Here is a 17,023-nt window from a genome sequence, read left to right on the forward strand (position 1 = left end):
TTCTATCATCAGAAAGAGCCTTTATTAGCATTAAGAAATACTACTTTGTACCATATTTCTCAGCATATTTTTTGTACAAACGTTTTTGTTTGTCGTCCAAATCTACCTTGCGACCTTGGATGAAAGCTTGTTCTACTTTCGCAGTACGCATATCCAATACATCACCAGCAGAAACTATCAAAGTAGCGTGTTTGCCTACTTCTAAAGTACCAACATATTTATCAATACCTAAGATTTTTGCATTGTTGGCAGTGATTAATTTTAAAGCATCTTCTTTATCCATTCCGTGACCAGCAACCGTTCCTGCTACGAAAGGTAAATTACGAGTTCTCCAGTTTAAGCCAATATAAGCTAAGCCAACTAAAACACCTTTTTGCTGTAATAATTGTGGCAATTTGTAAGGTAAATCAGTATCGTCATCAACTTTGTTTGGCAAACGGTGCGTTGTGCCAACGATAACTGGAACATTGTTTTCTTTCAAGAAATCAGCTGCTAATAATGATTCTTCACCACCAATGATTACGATTTTCTTTACTCCTTTGGCTTTAGCAAATTGAACAGCTTCGATGATTTCTTTTCCATAATCAGCAGAAATGTAAAGATTTTTTGAACCATCAAAAAGTCCTTTCATGGCTTCCAATTTCACATTAATTACCGCTGGATTTTTTACTTGCGAATATGCAATGGCATCATCAAAAGTTTTGTCTATTTCTCTTAATAATTCATCTCTTTTATCATTTCTTTTAGTCGTTGCTGTGAAAGAAGCAAAATCAAATTCACGTTTGAAATAGCCAATCCAATTGATATGAACGCCATCGTCTTTTTTCAATACTGCATCTTCCCAGTTCCAACCATCCAATTGCATGATTGATGACATACCAGTGATAATATCACCTTGTGGAGTAGCTTGCGTCAACAAAATACCGTTACTTCTTACTGTTGGAATCAATTCTGAATCTGTATTATAAGCAATCAAAGCACGAACGTGTGGGTTGAATGGTCCAATTTCAGCTTGGTCGTCAGTAGCACGAACAGCTTCAATTTCAACCATACCTAATTGGTTAGCGGGTGAAATTAAACCCGGATAAACGCTTTTGCCAGCTACATCAATTACTTCTGTATTCGCTTTGTTGAAAGTAGTATTTGCATCACCAACAGCGGTAATAATTCCTTTGTCAAAAACGATTACTCCGTTCTGAATTACTTTTCCTGAGGCAGTATGAATTGTTGCACCCGTCAAAGCAATGGCTTTGGTTTGTGGTGAGCCTGCTGCCTGATTTTGAGCAAACATTGTATTCGCCAGCAATAGGAATACAAGGCTGTATATGTATTTTATGTTTTTCATTGTATGTTCTTTTGAAAAAATGTTTTAAGTCAGTCTATGAGTTCATGAGTTTAAAGTTGATGAGTAAATGTAATGCGATAAATTATTCATTCGCCATTCACTCAATCACAACTATTAATCATGGTCATGACCTTCAGATTGAGATACACCAGTTTCTTTATAAGCACCAGTTTCCTCAGTTAGGTCACCTTCAGAATTACAAACGAATAATCTTGGTCTTCTAACTTCTGGTTTTACCGTAGCAGCACCGCCCGCTTTAGCATTCAACATTTTTTGAGTAATACGATTACGTTCAGCAGCAATTTTTAAACGTAATTCTTTGTCTTTCTCAAGGTCGAAATAAGTAGCACCGTCTATAATTACTTTTTCAGGTTTAGCGTAAACTGAAAGCGGATTATTATTCCATAACACTACGTCTGCATCTTTTCCAACTTTGATACTTCCCAAACGATTATCTAAATGCAACATTTTTGCTGGATTTAAAGTAACCATTTTCCAAGCTTGTTCTTCTGTCATACCGCCATACATTACTGTTTTGGCAGCTTCTTGGTTCAAACGACGAGCCATTTCTGCATCATCAGAGTTGATAGAAGTATTTACGCCAACTTTCGTCATCAATGCTGCATTGAATGGAATCGCTTCTTTTACTTCCATTTTATAAGCCCACCAGTCAGAGAAAGTAGAAGCATTTGCGCCGTGCTCTTTCATTTTATCCGCTACTTTATAACCTTCCAAAATGTGCGTGAAAGTATTTACTTTAAAGCCCAATGAATCGGCAACTTTCAATAACATATTGATTTCAGATTGAACATAAGAGTGACAAGTAATGAATCTTTTCTTGTTCAAAATTTCTACTAAAGCATCCAATTCTAAATCACGTTTTACTGGTGCTAATGCAGGATTTGCCGCCGCTTCTTTTGTTGCTTTTTCATATTCTTTTGCTCTTAAGAAAGCATCCATCATGATTTGCTCAACACCCATTCTAGTTTGTGGAAAACGGATTCTAGCACGGTCACCCCAGTTAGCTTGTTTTACGTTTTCACCCAAAGCGAATTTGATAAAACCATCTGCATTTGGAATTTTTAATGCATCTGGAGCTTCGCCCCATTTCAATTTGATGATGGCTGATTGTCCACCGATTGAGTTTGCCGAGCCGTGTAATAATTGCGAAGAAGTAACACCACCCGCTAATTGACGATAAATGTTAACGTCTTCTGAATTCACAACGTCTTCCATTCTTACTTCAGAAGTAACAGATTGTGTACCTTCGTTTACTGATAACAAAGCAATGTGTGAGTGTTCATCAAAAATACCGTTGGTTAAATGTTTACCGGTTCCGTCGATTACTTTTGCACCGCTTTCCGAAAGATTTTTACCTACTTTCGCAATTTTACCATTTTGTAAAAGCACGTCAGTATTAGCGATGATACCATCTTTTTCGTTTGTCCAAACCGTCGCATTTTTTACTAAAATCGTTTCAACTTTTGGCTTTTCTTCTGTTCCGTAGCTAGTGAAAGGATATGATAATTTTCCGATTTCTGGAATTACTTTTTTCGCAGTGTCAACTTTGGCAGGTGTTTCTTTCATCGCTTCTTTGAAAGTAGCAGTGAAAACAATCGCTTGTCCGTTGGCATCTAAACCATCACCTTTAAAATTCTTTCCATCAAAGTATGTACTGATACGAGTATCGCCTTTGTCTTTTTTAGGATCAAGTTTAAAGCTTAGAGTAAAGTTTTCGCCAATTCTAGTCACTTTAGGACTTACTTTGATAGAATCTGTTACCACAATTTGAAAATCTGGTTTTTCAACTTTACCAGTAACATTCAATTTCAAGCCAGTTTTGCTACCAACAGTCAAATCATAATTTGCACGAACATCAACAACGTTCATGTTTGAAATCACATAACGTTTTCCTTTTACCCAGTTTTCAAAAATTACGTTTCCATCTTTGAAAAGATTATCAGAAGTAATCAAGAAATTCGCTAACATTCCCACTTTTAATGAACCTACTAAATTATCAACTTTCATTAATTGTGCTGGCGTAGAAGTAATGGCTGCTAAAGCAATTTTTTCATCTAAACCATATTCAATCGCTTTACGAAGATTTGCCATAAAATCTGCTTTCGATTTTAAGTTAGCACTTGTAAAAGCGAAATTCACACCTGCTTTTGATAATAAAGAAGCATTGGCTGGTGCCATTTCCCAATGTTTCATTTCTGCTAAAGAAACTACAGAAGCATCGTAAGGATCTTCAACATCTGGTGTAGTTGGGAAATTCAAAGGTAAAATTAAAGTAGCACCTGTTGCTTTTACTTCATCAAGACGTTGGTACTCATCGCCCATGCCTTTGATGATATATTGAACGCCAAATTCTTTAGCGATTTTGTTAGCACGAAGAATTCCTAATTTATCACCCACTTCAAATACTTGTGGAATACCTTGGTTGGCATTAAAAGCATCTAATGAAATATTAAACTCAACTTTGTTTTTTGATTTTTTGAACCAATCTGCATCATAATAAGTCTGGCGAATTAATGCCACAGAACCCATCATAGAATTTGGATAGTCTTGCGTAGATGTTCCTTTTGAAAAAGAGTAATGAGCAGAGACTTTACTTTTCAATAAAGCATCTTGGTCACGACCATCGCCCAATGCCAATAAAGTAGAAGTACCTCTCACGATTCCGTCTTGCACGTGGCTAATTGCAGCGCCAAATCCAGCTTTACGAAATTCATCTGCAGCAGTTGGGTTGATAGTGAAAAGACTTGCCGCATCTACTTCTGGTAAAATTGCTTGGTTCCAGTTGTAAGCACCTTTTTTCTTAGACTCAAATTGTGGGTCGGCTCTGAAACCTCTTCCACCTTCACTTTTATTTTCGGGTAAACCATAATTTGAATAAGCTTCTACTAAAGAAGGATAAATTCTTTTTCCTTTTAAATCAGTAACGGTAGTTCCTGTAGGAATGCTGATGCCTTTGCCAACTGCTTCAATGACTGAACCACGAATTAATAATGTTGCACCTTCAAGCGTAGTGTTGGCATCCACAACAATCGTTGCATTGGTGAAAGCATAAAGATTAGGTCTTTCGTCCTGAACGCCATTGCGAGGGGAAAATTGGGTTTGCGCATGAACTATTGACCCCAACAGTAATATGTTAATAAGGGTAATAAAAAGTTTTTTCATGTTTTGTTGATTTTTGTGAGTGTGATAAATAATAAGGTCTAAAAATAGAGTCAAAATTAGAAATATCCTATTTCACTTTTATTTTTTCGCTCAAAGAAGCCATTGTAATGATTACTGGTTTGTAAAAGTGATAATTCATAAAGAGTTTCTTTCAGAAATTAACTGATTAGTACTCTTTTTTAAAAAAGTTTTGCTGTAAACGTTTCCGTAAACGTTTACGGAAAAATATTCAAAAAAAACCTTGAAAAGTGATATTTATTTGATATATCTTTAAGAGAAAATTATACAGATACTCTTATTTTATCTATGATAACTACAAAAAAAATAATCGACGAGGTTGCATTATGGAATGAATTTAGAGCAGGAGACCATGCTGCTTTTTCTTCAATTTATCATAACTATGTTAGTTTATTGTACAATTACAGTACAAGTATTACCGCAGATAGAGAATTGATTAAAGATTGCTTGCACGACTTATTTGTAGAATTGTGGAAAAATCATCGGAATTTAGGTGAAACAACTTCTATTCGTTATTACTTGATGGCTTCTATCAAAAGAAAATTGGTACGTCATTTAGAAACTCAACAACGCCATTTCCAGCATCAAGAGGCATATTATCTTGAAAATCCTGATTTTATTACTTCGCACGAAAACCGTTTGGTTGCTTTTGAAGAGGAACAATCTTTTAGTGATACTTTGACGGAATCATTCAAGTATTTGACAAAACGTCAGCGTGAAGCAATTTCACTGAAGTTTTTTCATGATATGGATACTGACCAGATTTCTAGTAAGATGAGTATTAACCCGCAGTCGGTTTATAACCTTATTTTTGGAGCATTAAAAATTTTAAAAGAACATATTTCCTTAGAAAGACTCACAATTGCATGATATAAATTTACTTTTTGTATTCAGAGCCAAAATCACCCGATTTTGGCTCTTTTTTTTGTCTAAATATTAGATTAGTACATTTTTTAAAAAATATATTAATAAATGAGTAGAAACTGTATTTGACCCGTCTTTTGCTGATAATTACAAGTTTTACTTAAAATATTTATAAAATTGTTTGAGCAGCGATTCACAAAGTACAAAGATTTTATGTCTGAAGATTTTATGTCAGACAGTTGCTTTATTGAATGGGTAAAATCAGAAAATCAGTTAGTCGAAAATAATTTTTGGCAAGCATTTTTGAAAAAATACCCTGAAAAGCAAGAAGAAATCGAAATAGCAAAATTTATTCTAAACAGTCATGAAAAGAATATTTTGCCTGAAAATGAAGTAGAATCACTCTGGAGACGTATCAATTTAACCATTTCAATAATTTAACTATCACAATTAAATCAATCAAAAACACATGGGTATGAAATCTCTACTTAAATTAAAAAGTAATGTAGGTTGGGCAATTTGTTTGTTGCTTTTATCTATCACATTCACTGGTTTTGGTCAGGATCGATCAGTAACTGGTAAAATCACTTCTGCCGACGACGGGCAAGGTATTCCGGGTGTTACGGTTGCTGTAAAAGGAACAAACAGAGGAACTACTACAGATGCAAATGGTAGCTACAAAATTGCGGTAGGTACAAATTCAACTTTGATTTTCTCTGCAATCGGTTTCAATACGCAAGAAGTAGCAGTTAGTAATCGCTCAATTATTGATATCAAACTTTCTACTGACATTAAATCAATTGATGAGGTAGTAGTAGTTGGTTATGGTACGCAAAAGAAAAGCCAATTAACTGGTGCTATTTCACAAGTGTCTGCTAAACAAATTTCTGAAATGCCAATTACCAACTTAGGTCAGGCATTACAAGGAAGAACTGCTGGGGTTGACGTTTCCCAATCAGGTTCAAAACCAGGAACAACGCCAAAAATCTTGATTCGTGGTCGTCGTTCATTCAACGCTGGAAATGACCCTTTGTATGTAGTAGATGGTATTCCATTATCTGCTGGTTATGAAGATATGAACCCAAATGATATTCAATCAATTGAAGTATTGAAAGATGCAACTGCAACCGCTATTTATGGTGCTAGAGGTGCAAATGGTGTGGTTTTGGTAACGACAAAAAGAGGTGGTGTTAAAGGTAAAACTACTGTAACGTATGATATGTACGTTGGTCAGTCGGAAGCTTTAAATAAAATGACTCTTTTCAATGGTCCTGAATTTGCTGAATATGTAAGAGAAGCTTATCGTTCAACAGGTATTTATAAAAATGCTGCTGGTGTCATTGTACCAACTGGGCAATCAGATCCTGACGTCGACTCGAAAATAGCCGTATTGGGTGGAGATATTAACGTTAAGGAAGGTATCGCTCAAGGAAGAAGTACAGATTACCAAGATTTAATTCTTAAAAAAGGTTTCCAACAAAACCATACAATTGGTATTCAAGGTGGTAACGATAGAACTCAATTCTATATTTCTGCTGGTTATTTCTTGGATAAAGGGATTACTGAAGGTTTGGATTATACAAGAACAACATTACGTGCTAACATTGACCATGAAATTAACAAATGGTTGAAAATTGGCTTGTCGTCTTACATGATGTTCAGTGATAGAAATGGTGAAAACTTGAACCCTTACAGTTTCACAATTCAACAAAACCCATTAGGTGCTGCTTACAAAGCTGATGGAAGTATCAACTTTACTCCAACAAACGATGCTTTATTGACAAACCCTTTGGCTGAAATTGTTCCGGGTGCTCAGGTAGATAATACAAAAAAATACAGAATTTTCAACAGTATTTATACAGAAGTGAAAATCATGGATGGTTTGAAATACCGTGTTAATTTTGGACCAGATTTTACATTATCTCGTTGGGGTAGATTCATTGGAGCACAAACTAACGCTAGAAAAGGTGGTGATGCACAAGCAAGTAACGAAAACCGTTTTGGATTCAACTGGACGCTTGAGAATATCTTGAACTATTCAAAATCTTATGGAAAACATAATTTGAATGTTACTTTACTTCAGTCTATTCAAAAAGATCGTTTTGAAATTTATGGTGCAAACGTACAAGGTGTTCCTGCTGAAACACAACAATTCTATAACTTAGGTAATGCAAGTACTGTAGTAGGTGTGGGTAGTAGTTTAGTTGATTGGACGATTAACTCTTACATGGGGCGTGTCAATTATGATTACAACGATAAATATTTAGTGACTGTTACAATGCGCCGTGATGGTTCTAGCCGTTTTGGTTTGAACTCTAAATATGGTAATTTCCCAGGAATTGCTTTAGGTTGGAATATGAGTAATGAGGATTTCATGAAAGATATTCAGTGGTTAGATTTACTTAAAGTAAGAGCAGGCTATGGTGCAGTAGGTAACCAAGGGGTGTCTCCATATCAAACTCAAGGTTTGTTAAGCAGAACATCTTATGCTTGGGATAATTCAGGTGCTTTCGGATATCGTCCAAATACAATTGGTAACCCAGATTTAAGATGGGAAAGTTCGGCTACTACTAACGTAGGTTTTGATTTTAGTTTCTGGAAAGGTAAAGTACAAGGTTCTTTGGAATTATACCAAACAAACACAACCGATTTATTATTATCTGACCAATTACCGGGTTCAATCGGTTTTGGAGCTGTAACACGTAACGTGGGTGAAACTAGAAACAGAGGTATTGAATTAGGGCTTACAACTGTGAATATCAATACTGGAAGCGGTTTTAAATGGACAACTGATTTCCAATTTACTAGAAATAAAGAGGCAATCGTTTCGCTTTATAATGGTGCAATAGATGATATTGGTAACAAATGGTTCATTGGTCAACCATTGAACTCATTCTTTGACTACAAAAAAGCAGGTATCTGGCAAATAAGCGAAGCTGAACAAGCTGCTAAATATTATCCGGGTGACAAAGGAAATGCTTTGGGTGCAGGTGTTGGTCAAATCAAAGTGCAAGATACTGATGGTAATGGTGTAATTAACGCATCAGATAGAGTACTTCTTGGTTCTGATGTTCCAGACTTTTCAGCAGGTTTAACTAACCGCTTTACTTATAAGAATTTCGACTTATCGTTCTTCTTCTTTGGTCGCTTCGGACAAATGATTGTAAGTGGTTTCCACCAAAACAACAACGCTTTGGCTGGTCGTTACCAACAAATCAAAGTAGATTACTGGACGCCAAATAACCCAGGTGCGGAGTATCCTCGTCCATTCAGCACACAAGAGTTCCCTCAATATAACACTACTTTAATGTACTTCGACGGTTCATTTATCAAGTTAAGAAACATCAACTTTGGTTATACTTTCAAAGATGGCGTTGCGAAGAAATTAGGCATGGAATCATTGAGACTTTTCTCTAGTATTCAACAACCATTTATTTGGTCGAAATTTATTTCGAAATACAATGGTGTTGACCCAGAAACATCTGGAACTTCAGTAAACAACGGTATTACACCAGCAACAAAAGTGTTTACTGTAGGTATCAACGCTAAATTTTAAGCAAAAAGATGAGGTACAAAAAGTGCCTAGAAACTGTAGCTAAAAAAGTATCAAACATTAAATGAAAAAAAAGATGAATATCAAATATAAAATATTTAAACATGCAAGAATCTTAGGTATTGCCACTTTAATGCTAACTGGGCAATCGTGTTCTGATTTATTGGATGAAAAAGTGATTTCAGGTATTGGTAACGATTATATCAATACTCCTAAAGGTTTTGAAGATGCAGTAAATGCGGCTTATTCAACACTCAGATATTATTATGGTACACAGCAAGGCTTAACCATGACTGAGTACGGTACTGATATTTACGCAACTGGTGCAGATGGTGGTTATAAAGGTTTCCACTTTTATGATACACAGCTTAACCCAACGGTTGACTATCTAGCTAATACTTGGGATGAGCTTTATCGTGGTGTTAACACTTGTAATGCAATTATTGGAAGAGCACCAGCTGCAACAGTAACTGATGCTATTAAAAAAGTAAGAGTAGCTGAAGCTAAGTTTTTGAGAGGACATTACTACTTTATTTTGTTCCAACAGTGGGGTGGTGTTGACTTGAGATTGACAGAAACCTTGAGCCCGACTAAAGTAACAAAAAGAGCAACAGAGGCTGAAATGTATAATGCAATTATTAAAGATTTAACAGAAGCAATTGCAGATTTACCAAATTCGTCAACTCAGTACGGAAGAGCTACTAAGCCTGCGGCTGAAATGGCATTAGCCAAAGTTTATTTAGCAAAAGCATATTCTTCACAAAAAGCTGCTGACGATTTTTCTAAAGCTGCTACTTTGTGTACTAGCGTAGTAAATAATTATGGCTTTAAATTGTTAGATGATTTTGCAAGTGTATTTGATGAAAATAATCAGAAAAATTCTGAAATCGTTTTTGCTGTACAATATACTTCAGATCTTTTAACAAATTTAACAAACAATACAGGTTCAGTAAATGGTGGTAACAACCTACATTTATTCTATGGTATGCAGTATGACGTACAAGCAGGTATGCAACGTGATATCGTGAATGGTCGTCCATTTAAGCGTTTACGTCCTACTACTTATTGTACCGATGTAGTGTTTGGTGAAAGAGTAAACGATTCACGCTATAAGAAAACGTTTAAAGATACTTGGTATTCGAACAAACCGGGAACGTACAATACTGCATTTGATGATTCTAAGACGAGTGTAACTTTTGCATCAGGCGATACAGCAATTTTTATTCCGGGATATGAAATGTCTAAAGCAGATAGAGCTAAGAAGAAATACCAAGTTTTAGTACCAAGTAAATACTCTGAAGCTTTATTCCCAACTTTGCGTAAGTTTTTCGATACAAAACGTCCTGATATGACTTATGAATCTGGTAGCCGTGATTACTTTGTTTTCAGATTAGCGGATACTTATTTGATGTTGGCTGAAGCGCAGTTAGGAGCAGGTAATAAACAAGCTGCAACAGATGCAATCAATATGGTGCGTCGTCGTGCTGCTTGGCCTGGAAAACAAAGTGCTATGGAAGTAACATCTAACGATATGACTTTTGATTTGGTTGTAGAAGAAAGAGCTAGAGAGTTAGTAGGAGAGCAAACTCGTTGGATGGATTTGAAACGTTGGGGTAATCTTGTTGAGCGTGTTCAAAAATACAATCCACAAGCTGCTGCAAACGTGAAAGCTTCAAACTTGGTTCGTCCAATTCCTCAAACTCAAATTGACCGTTCAGAGGGTGGAAATGCAGGTTTTTCTCAGAATCCTGGCTATTAATTTTTGAATTGAATCTACGTAAAAAAACCTGATGTGAAAGCATCAGGTTTTTTTATTGATTTCAGCGATTGAAAGTATATTACTCCTAACTCAATCTATCTTTGAAACTTTCATAACCAAAAGATTTTACCAAATCAAAAGTATCATCTTCTCGCCAAATGCCAATTGAAGGTAAATTTACACCATTAAAGGTTGTCGTTTTTACCATCGTATAATGTATCATATCATCAAAAACGATTGAATCTCCAATTTTTAAAGGCTCATCAAATGAGTAATCTCCATAAAAATCACCCGCCAAACAAGTCATCCCACCAAAACGATAAGTATGTTTCCCCGCTACTGGCTCTTGATGCGCACCTAAAATTTTTGGTTTATAAGGCATTTCTAAAGTATCAGGCATGTGAGCAGCAAAACTTACATCTAAAATTGCCACATTAATCCCTTGAGAATCAATAATATCAAGGACTGTAGAAGTTAAGTAACCTGTTCTCCAACCCACCGCTGAACCCGGCTCTAAAATAATTTTCAGATTCGGAAATCTACTTTTTAATCCTTTTAATACTGAAATTAAATGTTCAGGCTCGTAGTCAGCACGAGTAATCAAATGTCCTCCACCTAAATTCAGCCATTTAGCTTGTTTTAATAAATCGCCGAAACGCTCTTCGATTGCTTTCAAAGTACGCTCCAAAGTATAAGAATCGTTTTCGCATAAAGTATGCGAATGCAATCCTTCAATACCTTCTGGTAAAGTATCTCCTAACTGATTACGAGTAATTCCCAATCGAGAACCCGCAATACATGGATTATACATATCTGTTTCTACTTCTGAATATTGAGGATTGATACGAAGTCCGCAACTAATACCGTTTGCGATTGATTTTTCTTTGAATTTTTCAAATTGATTCAAAGAGTTAAAAGAAATATGTGATGAGTAAGAAAGTAATTCATCAAATTCTTTATCCAAATAAGCAGGTGAATATACATGAGCTTTAGAACCCATTTCTTCAAAAGCTAAACGGGCTTCATGCAGAGAACTTGAGGTTGCCCCAGCCAAATACTGACGAACCATTGGAAAAGTAGAGAACATCGAAAAGCCTTTTAAAGCACAGATGATTTCGATGCCAGCTTGCTGCTGAACATATTGTAATAGCTCTAAATTTTTACGTAATAACCTATCTTCTAATACATAACAAGGAGAAGGTATTTGTGAGAAATCAATCATATTAAATTGAAATTGATTATCAGGAAAGTAATTTACTTGCCGTTGATTGTATAATTCTTAATTATTAAAATTGCCCGCATTTTTCAACACGGGCAATGGATTTTATCATTTTGATGTAATTATAAATTCTTTCAAAAACTTGAGGATTACTAATACTCATGCGGAAGTGTTCCGTTGATTTCTTCGTTCCAAGGCAAACCATGAATATTCAACATCGCCATGAATGGATCTGGATTTAATTCTTCACAATTCCAAACGCCTGGTTTCATCCATTCTCCTGTAATCATCATCATTGCCCCAATCATTGCTGGTACACCTGTTGTATAACTTACGCCTTGTGCTTGTACTTCTTTCCAACAATCTTGGTGTTTACAGTTGTTCCAAACGTAATATGTTTTTTCAACACCATCTTTGATACCTTTGATTTGGCAACCGATTGAAGTTTCGCCAGTGTAGTTTTCTCCTAAAGAACCCGGTTCTGGAAGTACAGCTTTTAAAAATTCAAGTGGTACAATATCAACTCCTTGGAATTTAATTGGAGCAATTGAAGTCATACCAACATTTTCCAATACTTGTAAGTGAGTAATATATTGTTGACCGAAAGTCATCCAGAATCTAGCACGCTTCAATGTAGGGAAGTTTTTAACCAACGATTCTAATTCTTCGTGATATAACACATAAGATTCTTTTGGTCCAATTCCTGGATATTCAATTGGTTTATGGATTGACATAGCGTCAATCTCAACCCATTCGCCATTTTCCCAATAACGACCTTTTTGAGTAATCTCACGAATGTTGATTTCAGGGTTGAAGTTGGTAGCAAAAGCTTTTCCGTGGTCACCAGCATTACAGTCTATAATATCCAAATAGTGCATTTCATCGAAATGGTGTTTATTGGCATAAGCTGTATAAACTTGGGTAACACCTGGATCGAATCCGCAACCTAATAAAGCCATCAACCCTGCTTCTTTAAAGCGTTCTTGATAAGCCCATTGCCATGAATATTCAAATTTAGCAACATCTTTAGGCTCATAATTAGCAGTATCCATATAATGTACTCCTGTTTCCAAACAAGCATCCATAATGGTTAAATCTTGATATGGAAGAGCCACATTGATAACCATAAAAGGTTTTACTTGATTAATCAAAGCAACCAATTCTGGCACATTATCAGCATCTACTTGCGCAGTTTCTACTTTGGTTGGTAAACCTATTTTAGCACATTCTTCAGCAATAGCATCACATTTACGTTTTGTACGGCTTGCTAAAACTACTTCAGAAAATACTTCTGGATTCATGGCACATTTCTTTACTACTACATTTCCTACGCCACCTGCACCAATAATTAAAACTTTCTTACCCATTATTTTTTGATGTTATCTGTTAGATGTTATTCGTAAATACGTTAATGTACTCACGCCAAACAAGAATATATCTGCAAAATTAGTTAAAGCTGAGAAATTATAGGAGATATATAGATTAAATTTGTATTGAGTCATTGCATTTGTATGAATTGCCCTGTAACATTTAAATGTTAATGTTTGGTAAAAAGGGTTGTTTCTAACTAAAAAAGTTTATTTTTGTTAAGAATAGCCTATGTTAGGATTAAAAGTTTTGTACGTGTAAGTTTTTATTTTCTTGATTTTTGTGATTAGAAATTTTAACCTCCTCTACAATATGCTTCCAAATATCAGCATCCTCTTTACTAAATTTAATTATTTTGTCATTAAATATTTGCAAAATAAATACTGGTATGTAGTTATTTGCGTACTGATTTTTCTAGTTTTTTCTTTTATATATTTTCCAGAAATTATCAGGAAAAGGATTAGTAATGATTGGACAAGTATTGACATTTCGGTGCAACAATTTGTTAATAATAAAATAGAAAAACCTTTACAACCCACTTTGGATTTTCCTCCTGAAGACCATTTTCGAAAGCGAGATCTTAGAATTACTCCATATTTGTTGGCAAATGTATTTAGTTTAAATTCTCTTCGATTATTTTATCTTCAGATTTTATTGCTTCCTGTATTTATTTGGTTTTCAATCAAAATAATTAATCGAGTCTCCAAAAATGCAGCCATAAGTTTCTGGGGAACCATTGCGCTACTGTTTTCTTATGTTGGGAATTCGTTTAATTATGATACGCTTTTTTACGATTCTTACGCCTACCTTGGTTTGGTGATTGCCCTGTATTTTTATAAAAGTTCAATAAGTATTGTATTTTTATTAGCAAGCTATTTTGTTGATGAAAGAAGTATCGCTCCCTCTTTGATTATTCCCTTATTTGCTGGATTGACTACTTTTTCTTTGGCTCAAACAACACAAGATTTCAAAACTACTTTCTATAAATTATTTAGCCACAACAAATCATTTTGGACAGTTTTTATCAGTGTGTTGATTTATATTTTTATCAGAATTCTATTTTACAAAAATTATCATTTAGATACGCCCATCGGAAAAGATAGTGGTGTTTCATTAGGATTAGGCTTTATCCATCGCACAAAAATTCCCTTTGCTATTTTCTCTTCATTAAAATTAAATTTATTACTTATTTTATCTACGTCTTTTTACTTAATCAAAAAGAAATATTACATAGTAGCACTTTGGTTTATTGGAATTTTTGTGGCTTGTTTTTTAGTAGGAACAGCCGTGGAAGATGTTACAAGAAGTTTGTCTTATACTTTTTTACTTGTTTTTGTGGTCTATTTATTGGTCGGACAAACGAATGAAAAAGTGAGTAGGTTTATTTATTTCATTGCTTTGGTAAATATTTTAACGCCAACTTATTCATTATTGTCTAGTTTGTATAGAATAGAAGCTTTCAGTTGGTTTGTTCATTTTTCACAGAAATATTAATTCATTAAATACACTTTATTTTCTTTCTTATTTCCATGAATCAAACCAATACCGTTTTTATTACTGCTTTGAGTATCATTTTGGTCGGATATTTTTTGAAGCGCCAAAATATTGTTTCTGAAAAAGAAGGAAAAATTATTTCTAAATTATTAATGCACACTACTTTTCCAGCGTTGATGTTTTTAACGATGAAACGTGTGCATTTTGAATTTAACCTCTTGTTATTACCTGTTATTTCTTTTTGTTTTTCATTGCTTACAATGTTTACTGCTGCAAAATTATTCAAAAATCAATCGCAGAAAATGAAGGCAATTTTGATTATGGGAAGCGGAGGTTTTAATCTTGGGCTTTTTGCTTATCCGTTGATTGAAGGCATTTGGGGACAAGCTGGAATGGTATATGCTGCCATGTTTGATTTTGGAAATTCTTTTGCCGTTTTTGGCTTAGTATATGGCACAGGGGTATTTATGTCGGATAAAAATGAAGGTGTAAGTATTTCACAAAATGCCCAAAAAGCTATCTTGAAAATATTTACTTTATTGCCTTTTCAAGCCATACTTTTGGGTGTTTTTGTAAACTTAGTAAAAATAGAAATTCCCACGATTGTGATTGATGTAATAGACGTGATGGCAAGAGGAAATAAAGTGATTGTATTATTAATCATGGGAATTTATTTGAATATTTCTACTTCTGGAGAGATACTCAAAAAGGTTTCTAAAGTACTTTTAATTCGTTACTTCTGGGGATTTTTGTTAGGTTTTGCTTTCTTTTATTTTCTGCCTGTAGAGCAATTGTACAGAAATGTGTTGTTAATTGTGCTCATTATACCAGTTGGAATGACGATTTTACCTTTTTCTGACGAGCTAAATTATGATACCAAAATCGCAGGAATGTTGGTAAACGTTTCAATGCTGATAAGTTTTGCAATGATGTGGGCTTTGGTGATTGGGTTGAATTTAGCTTAAAACGGCCTACTTGCCTTGGCAAAACAACTCATCCAATATTTACTGTAAAGATTATCTTCTCTGATACCTTTTGAAGAGGAGGAGTGAATAAACATTACTTCTGTTTTGCTTCTCAATTCTGTGATTAGTCCAGCGTGATTAATATTACTTACGTTTCCTTTATTGGTTACGAAAAAAACCCAATCACCAGGGCGAAGGTCATCAATTGATATTTCTTTACCAAAATCTGATTGCTGATAGGAAATTCTAGGAATTTTAAAACCAAATTGATTATAAACACAAAATAACAAACCTGAACAATCCATCCCATTTCTATCTGTTCCCCCAGCTCGATAAGGAACACCTGTATAGCTTCTTGCGGTTGAAATTAGATTGTTGATTGTTTTAGCATTATAAGTTTTAGATGTATTTGTTTCAGGCACTGATTTTGGACGAGTAACCACAACGTTATTATCTTCTTTTTTACGAAATAATTTACAAGAATCTAACAATACAACTACACCAATTAGTACAGAAAAACGATAAAAAGTATTCAAATGGTTTTGTTTCATAAGGAATCAATAATATAAATTTGTTAAAGCTGAATTGTTCCGTTTTGAGCATTTTTTAACATTTTTACGGTAACATAAAGTTGACCAGTATGGCGTTGCGTATGTTCTGCAGCATGAAAAAGTAAGCCTAAAACATTTGTTGGTATTCGTTTTCTTCCAATTCCTCTTGCTTCCAACAATGTTTTTTCGTCTATATTTTTTAACTGTGTCAATGCCTTGTTCACTTGATTGTTAAAACGTGTAAGTAATGACTTTACGTTTACATTGTATTGATTTTTTACTGATTCTAATTGTAATAAATCTAATTGTTCTTCGCTCAACATTTGGTCGTTGGCATAAGTAAAAAGTCTATCTAACACACCTGCTAAATGCTGTAAATGAAAAGCCACAGAAGCACAACCCGCAGGAGACTCCCAAAGTAATTCTTCAGGAAAATCAATCATCATCAGATTTACTTCTTCACGAGCCTGCAAAATTGCATGAGCCACAGGTTGTAATAATGGAGCCAATCCAGCAATTGGTCCACGCATCCATACTTCTAGGTTGTTCATTTTTTGGGGGATTTTTGAAAGAGTAGCAAGATGCAAGATTAAAGATACAAGATGCAAAAGTCAGGATTAATAAAAGCGAGTTAAGTAAGTCGTTTTTATTATTTTTCCAACATCTCTTTTTCTTGCTTCTTCTGTCTTGAATCTTGCTTCTTA

At 34.7% G+C, this 17,023-nt stretch carries 12 protein-coding genes; 6 read left to right on the forward strand and 6 right to left on the reverse strand.

Annotated elements, in window-relative coordinates; genetic code table 11:
• Nucleotides 1-40: 40 nt before the first annotated feature.
• Nucleotides 41-1,345, reverse strand: a complete 1,305-nt coding sequence (locus tag VB798_RS12495) for an amidohydrolase family protein (protein ID WP_323258803.1) — start codon at nucleotides 1,343-1,345, stop codon at nucleotides 41-43.
• Between the two features lie 114 nt (nucleotides 1,346-1,459).
• The gene (locus tag VB798_RS12500) at nucleotides 1,460-4,528 is read right to left on the reverse strand and encodes an amidohydrolase family protein (protein ID WP_323258804.1); all 3,069 of its coding nucleotides are present in this window, start codon (nucleotides 4,526-4,528) and stop codon (nucleotides 1,460-1,462) included.
• Between the two features lie 306 nt (nucleotides 4,529-4,834).
• On the opposite strand from VB798_RS12500, the gene VB798_RS12505 reads away from it, so the two are divergent.
• From VB798_RS12505 to VB798_RS12520, 4 genes are all read left to right on the forward strand, one after another.
• Nucleotides 4,835-5,416 carry an RNA polymerase sigma factor gene (locus VB798_RS12505; protein ID WP_323258805.1) on the forward strand — a complete coding sequence of 194 codons (582 nt, stop codon included), beginning with the start codon at nucleotides 4,835-4,837 and terminating at the stop codon, nucleotides 5,414-5,416.
• A gap of 207 nt (nucleotides 5,417-5,623) precedes the next feature.
• On the forward strand, nucleotides 5,624-5,851 hold the full coding sequence (locus VB798_RS12510; protein ID WP_323258806.1) for a hypothetical protein: 228 nt from the start codon (nucleotides 5,624-5,626) through the stop codon (nucleotides 5,849-5,851).
• Nucleotides 5,852-5,885: 34 nt separating this feature from the next.
• Nucleotides 5,886-8,966 carry a SusC/RagA family TonB-linked outer membrane protein gene (locus VB798_RS12515; protein WP_323258807.1) on the forward strand — a complete coding sequence of 1,027 codons (3,081 nt, stop codon included), beginning with the start codon at nucleotides 5,886-5,888 and terminating at the stop codon, nucleotides 8,964-8,966.
• Between the two features lie 73 nt (nucleotides 8,967-9,039).
• A complete protein-coding gene (locus VB798_RS12520) occupies nucleotides 9,040-10,722 on the forward strand; it encodes a RagB/SusD family nutrient uptake outer membrane protein (RefSeq protein ID WP_323258808.1) in 1,683 nt (560 codons plus the stop codon).
• An 85-nt stretch (nucleotides 10,723-10,807) separates the two neighbouring features.
• Here VB798_RS12520 and nspC read toward each other — a convergent pair whose 3' ends face one another.
• Together nspC and VB798_RS12530 are read right to left on the reverse strand one after the other, a co-directional pair.
• Nucleotides 10,808-11,944: a carboxynorspermidine decarboxylase gene (gene nspC, locus VB798_RS12525; RefSeq protein WP_323258809.1), complete on the reverse strand. Its 1,137-nt coding sequence runs from the start codon at nucleotides 11,942-11,944 to the stop codon at nucleotides 10,808-10,810.
• 149 nt (nucleotides 11,945-12,093) lie between these two features.
• Nucleotides 12,094-13,308 carry a saccharopine dehydrogenase family protein gene (locus tag VB798_RS12530; protein ID WP_323258810.1) on the reverse strand — a complete coding sequence of 405 codons (1,215 nt, stop codon included), beginning with the start codon at nucleotides 13,306-13,308 and terminating at the stop codon, nucleotides 12,094-12,096.
• A gap of 370 nt (nucleotides 13,309-13,678) precedes the next feature.
• Between VB798_RS12530 and VB798_RS12535 the strand changes: the two genes are divergently transcribed.
• Entirely contained in the window at nucleotides 13,679-14,803 is a 1,125-nt protein-coding gene (locus tag VB798_RS12535; RefSeq protein WP_323258811.1) for a hypothetical protein, read from the forward strand.
• 35 nt (nucleotides 14,804-14,838) lie between these two features.
• Complete coding sequence (locus tag VB798_RS12540) at nucleotides 14,839-15,768, forward strand: AEC family transporter (protein ID WP_323258812.1); 930 nt, start codon at nucleotides 14,839-14,841, stop codon at nucleotides 15,766-15,768.
• Here the strand turns inward: VB798_RS12540 and VB798_RS12545 are convergent.
• Both VB798_RS12545 and VB798_RS12550 read right to left on the reverse strand, forming a co-directional pair.
• Nucleotides 15,765-16,319, reverse strand: a complete 555-nt coding sequence (locus VB798_RS12545; protein WP_323258813.1) for a C40 family peptidase — start codon at nucleotides 16,317-16,319, stop codon at nucleotides 15,765-15,767. The genes VB798_RS12540 and VB798_RS12545 overlap by 4 nt on opposite strands.
• 23 nt (nucleotides 16,320-16,342) lie before the next feature.
• Nucleotides 16,343-16,870, reverse strand: coding sequence for a DinB family protein (locus VB798_RS12550; RefSeq protein WP_323258814.1), 528 nt, complete (start codon nucleotides 16,868-16,870; stop codon nucleotides 16,343-16,345).
• Nucleotides 16,871-17,023: the final 153 nt, after the last annotated feature.

This window comes from Arcicella lustrica (assembly GCF_034930985.1).
Classification (GTDB): Bacteria; Bacteroidota; Bacteroidia; order Cytophagales; family Spirosomataceae; genus Arcicella; species Arcicella lustrica.

Bases quoted from the DNA above. Each gene is read 5' to 3' on its own strand.
- VB798_RS12495 (WP_323258803.1), bottom strand. From the start codon at position 1,345: ATGAAAAACATAAAATACATATACAGCCTTGTATTCCTATTGCTGGCG.
- VB798_RS12500 (WP_323258804.1), bottom strand. From the start codon at position 4,528: ATGAAAAAACTTTTTATTACCCTTATTAACATATTACTGTTGGGGTCA.
- VB798_RS12505 (WP_323258805.1), top strand. From the start codon at position 4,835: ATGATAACTACAAAAAAAATAATCGACGAGGTTGCATTATGGAATGAA.
- VB798_RS12510 (WP_323258806.1), top strand. From the start codon at position 5,624: ATGTCTGAAGATTTTATGTCAGACAGTTGCTTTATTGAATGGGTAAAA.
- VB798_RS12515 (WP_323258807.1), top strand. From the start codon at position 5,886: ATGAAATCTCTACTTAAATTAAAAAGTAATGTAGGTTGGGCAATTTGT.
- VB798_RS12520 (WP_323258808.1), top strand. From the start codon at position 9,040: ATGAATATCAAATATAAAATATTTAAACATGCAAGAATCTTAGGTATT.
- nspC (WP_323258809.1), bottom strand. From the start codon at position 11,944: ATGATTGATTTCTCACAAATACCTTCTCCTTGTTATGTATTAGAAGAT.
- VB798_RS12530 (WP_323258810.1), bottom strand. From the start codon at position 13,308: ATGGGTAAGAAAGTTTTAATTATTGGTGCAGGTGGCGTAGGAAATGTA.
- VB798_RS12540 (WP_323258812.1), top strand. From the start codon at position 14,839: ATGAATCAAACCAATACCGTTTTTATTACTGCTTTGAGTATCATTTTG.
- VB798_RS12545 (WP_323258813.1), bottom strand. From the start codon at position 16,319: ATGAAACAAAACCATTTGAATACTTTTTATCGTTTTTCTGTACTAATT.
- VB798_RS12550 (WP_323258814.1), bottom strand. From the start codon at position 16,870: ATGAACAACCTAGAAGTATGGATGCGTGGACCAATTGCTGGATTGGCT.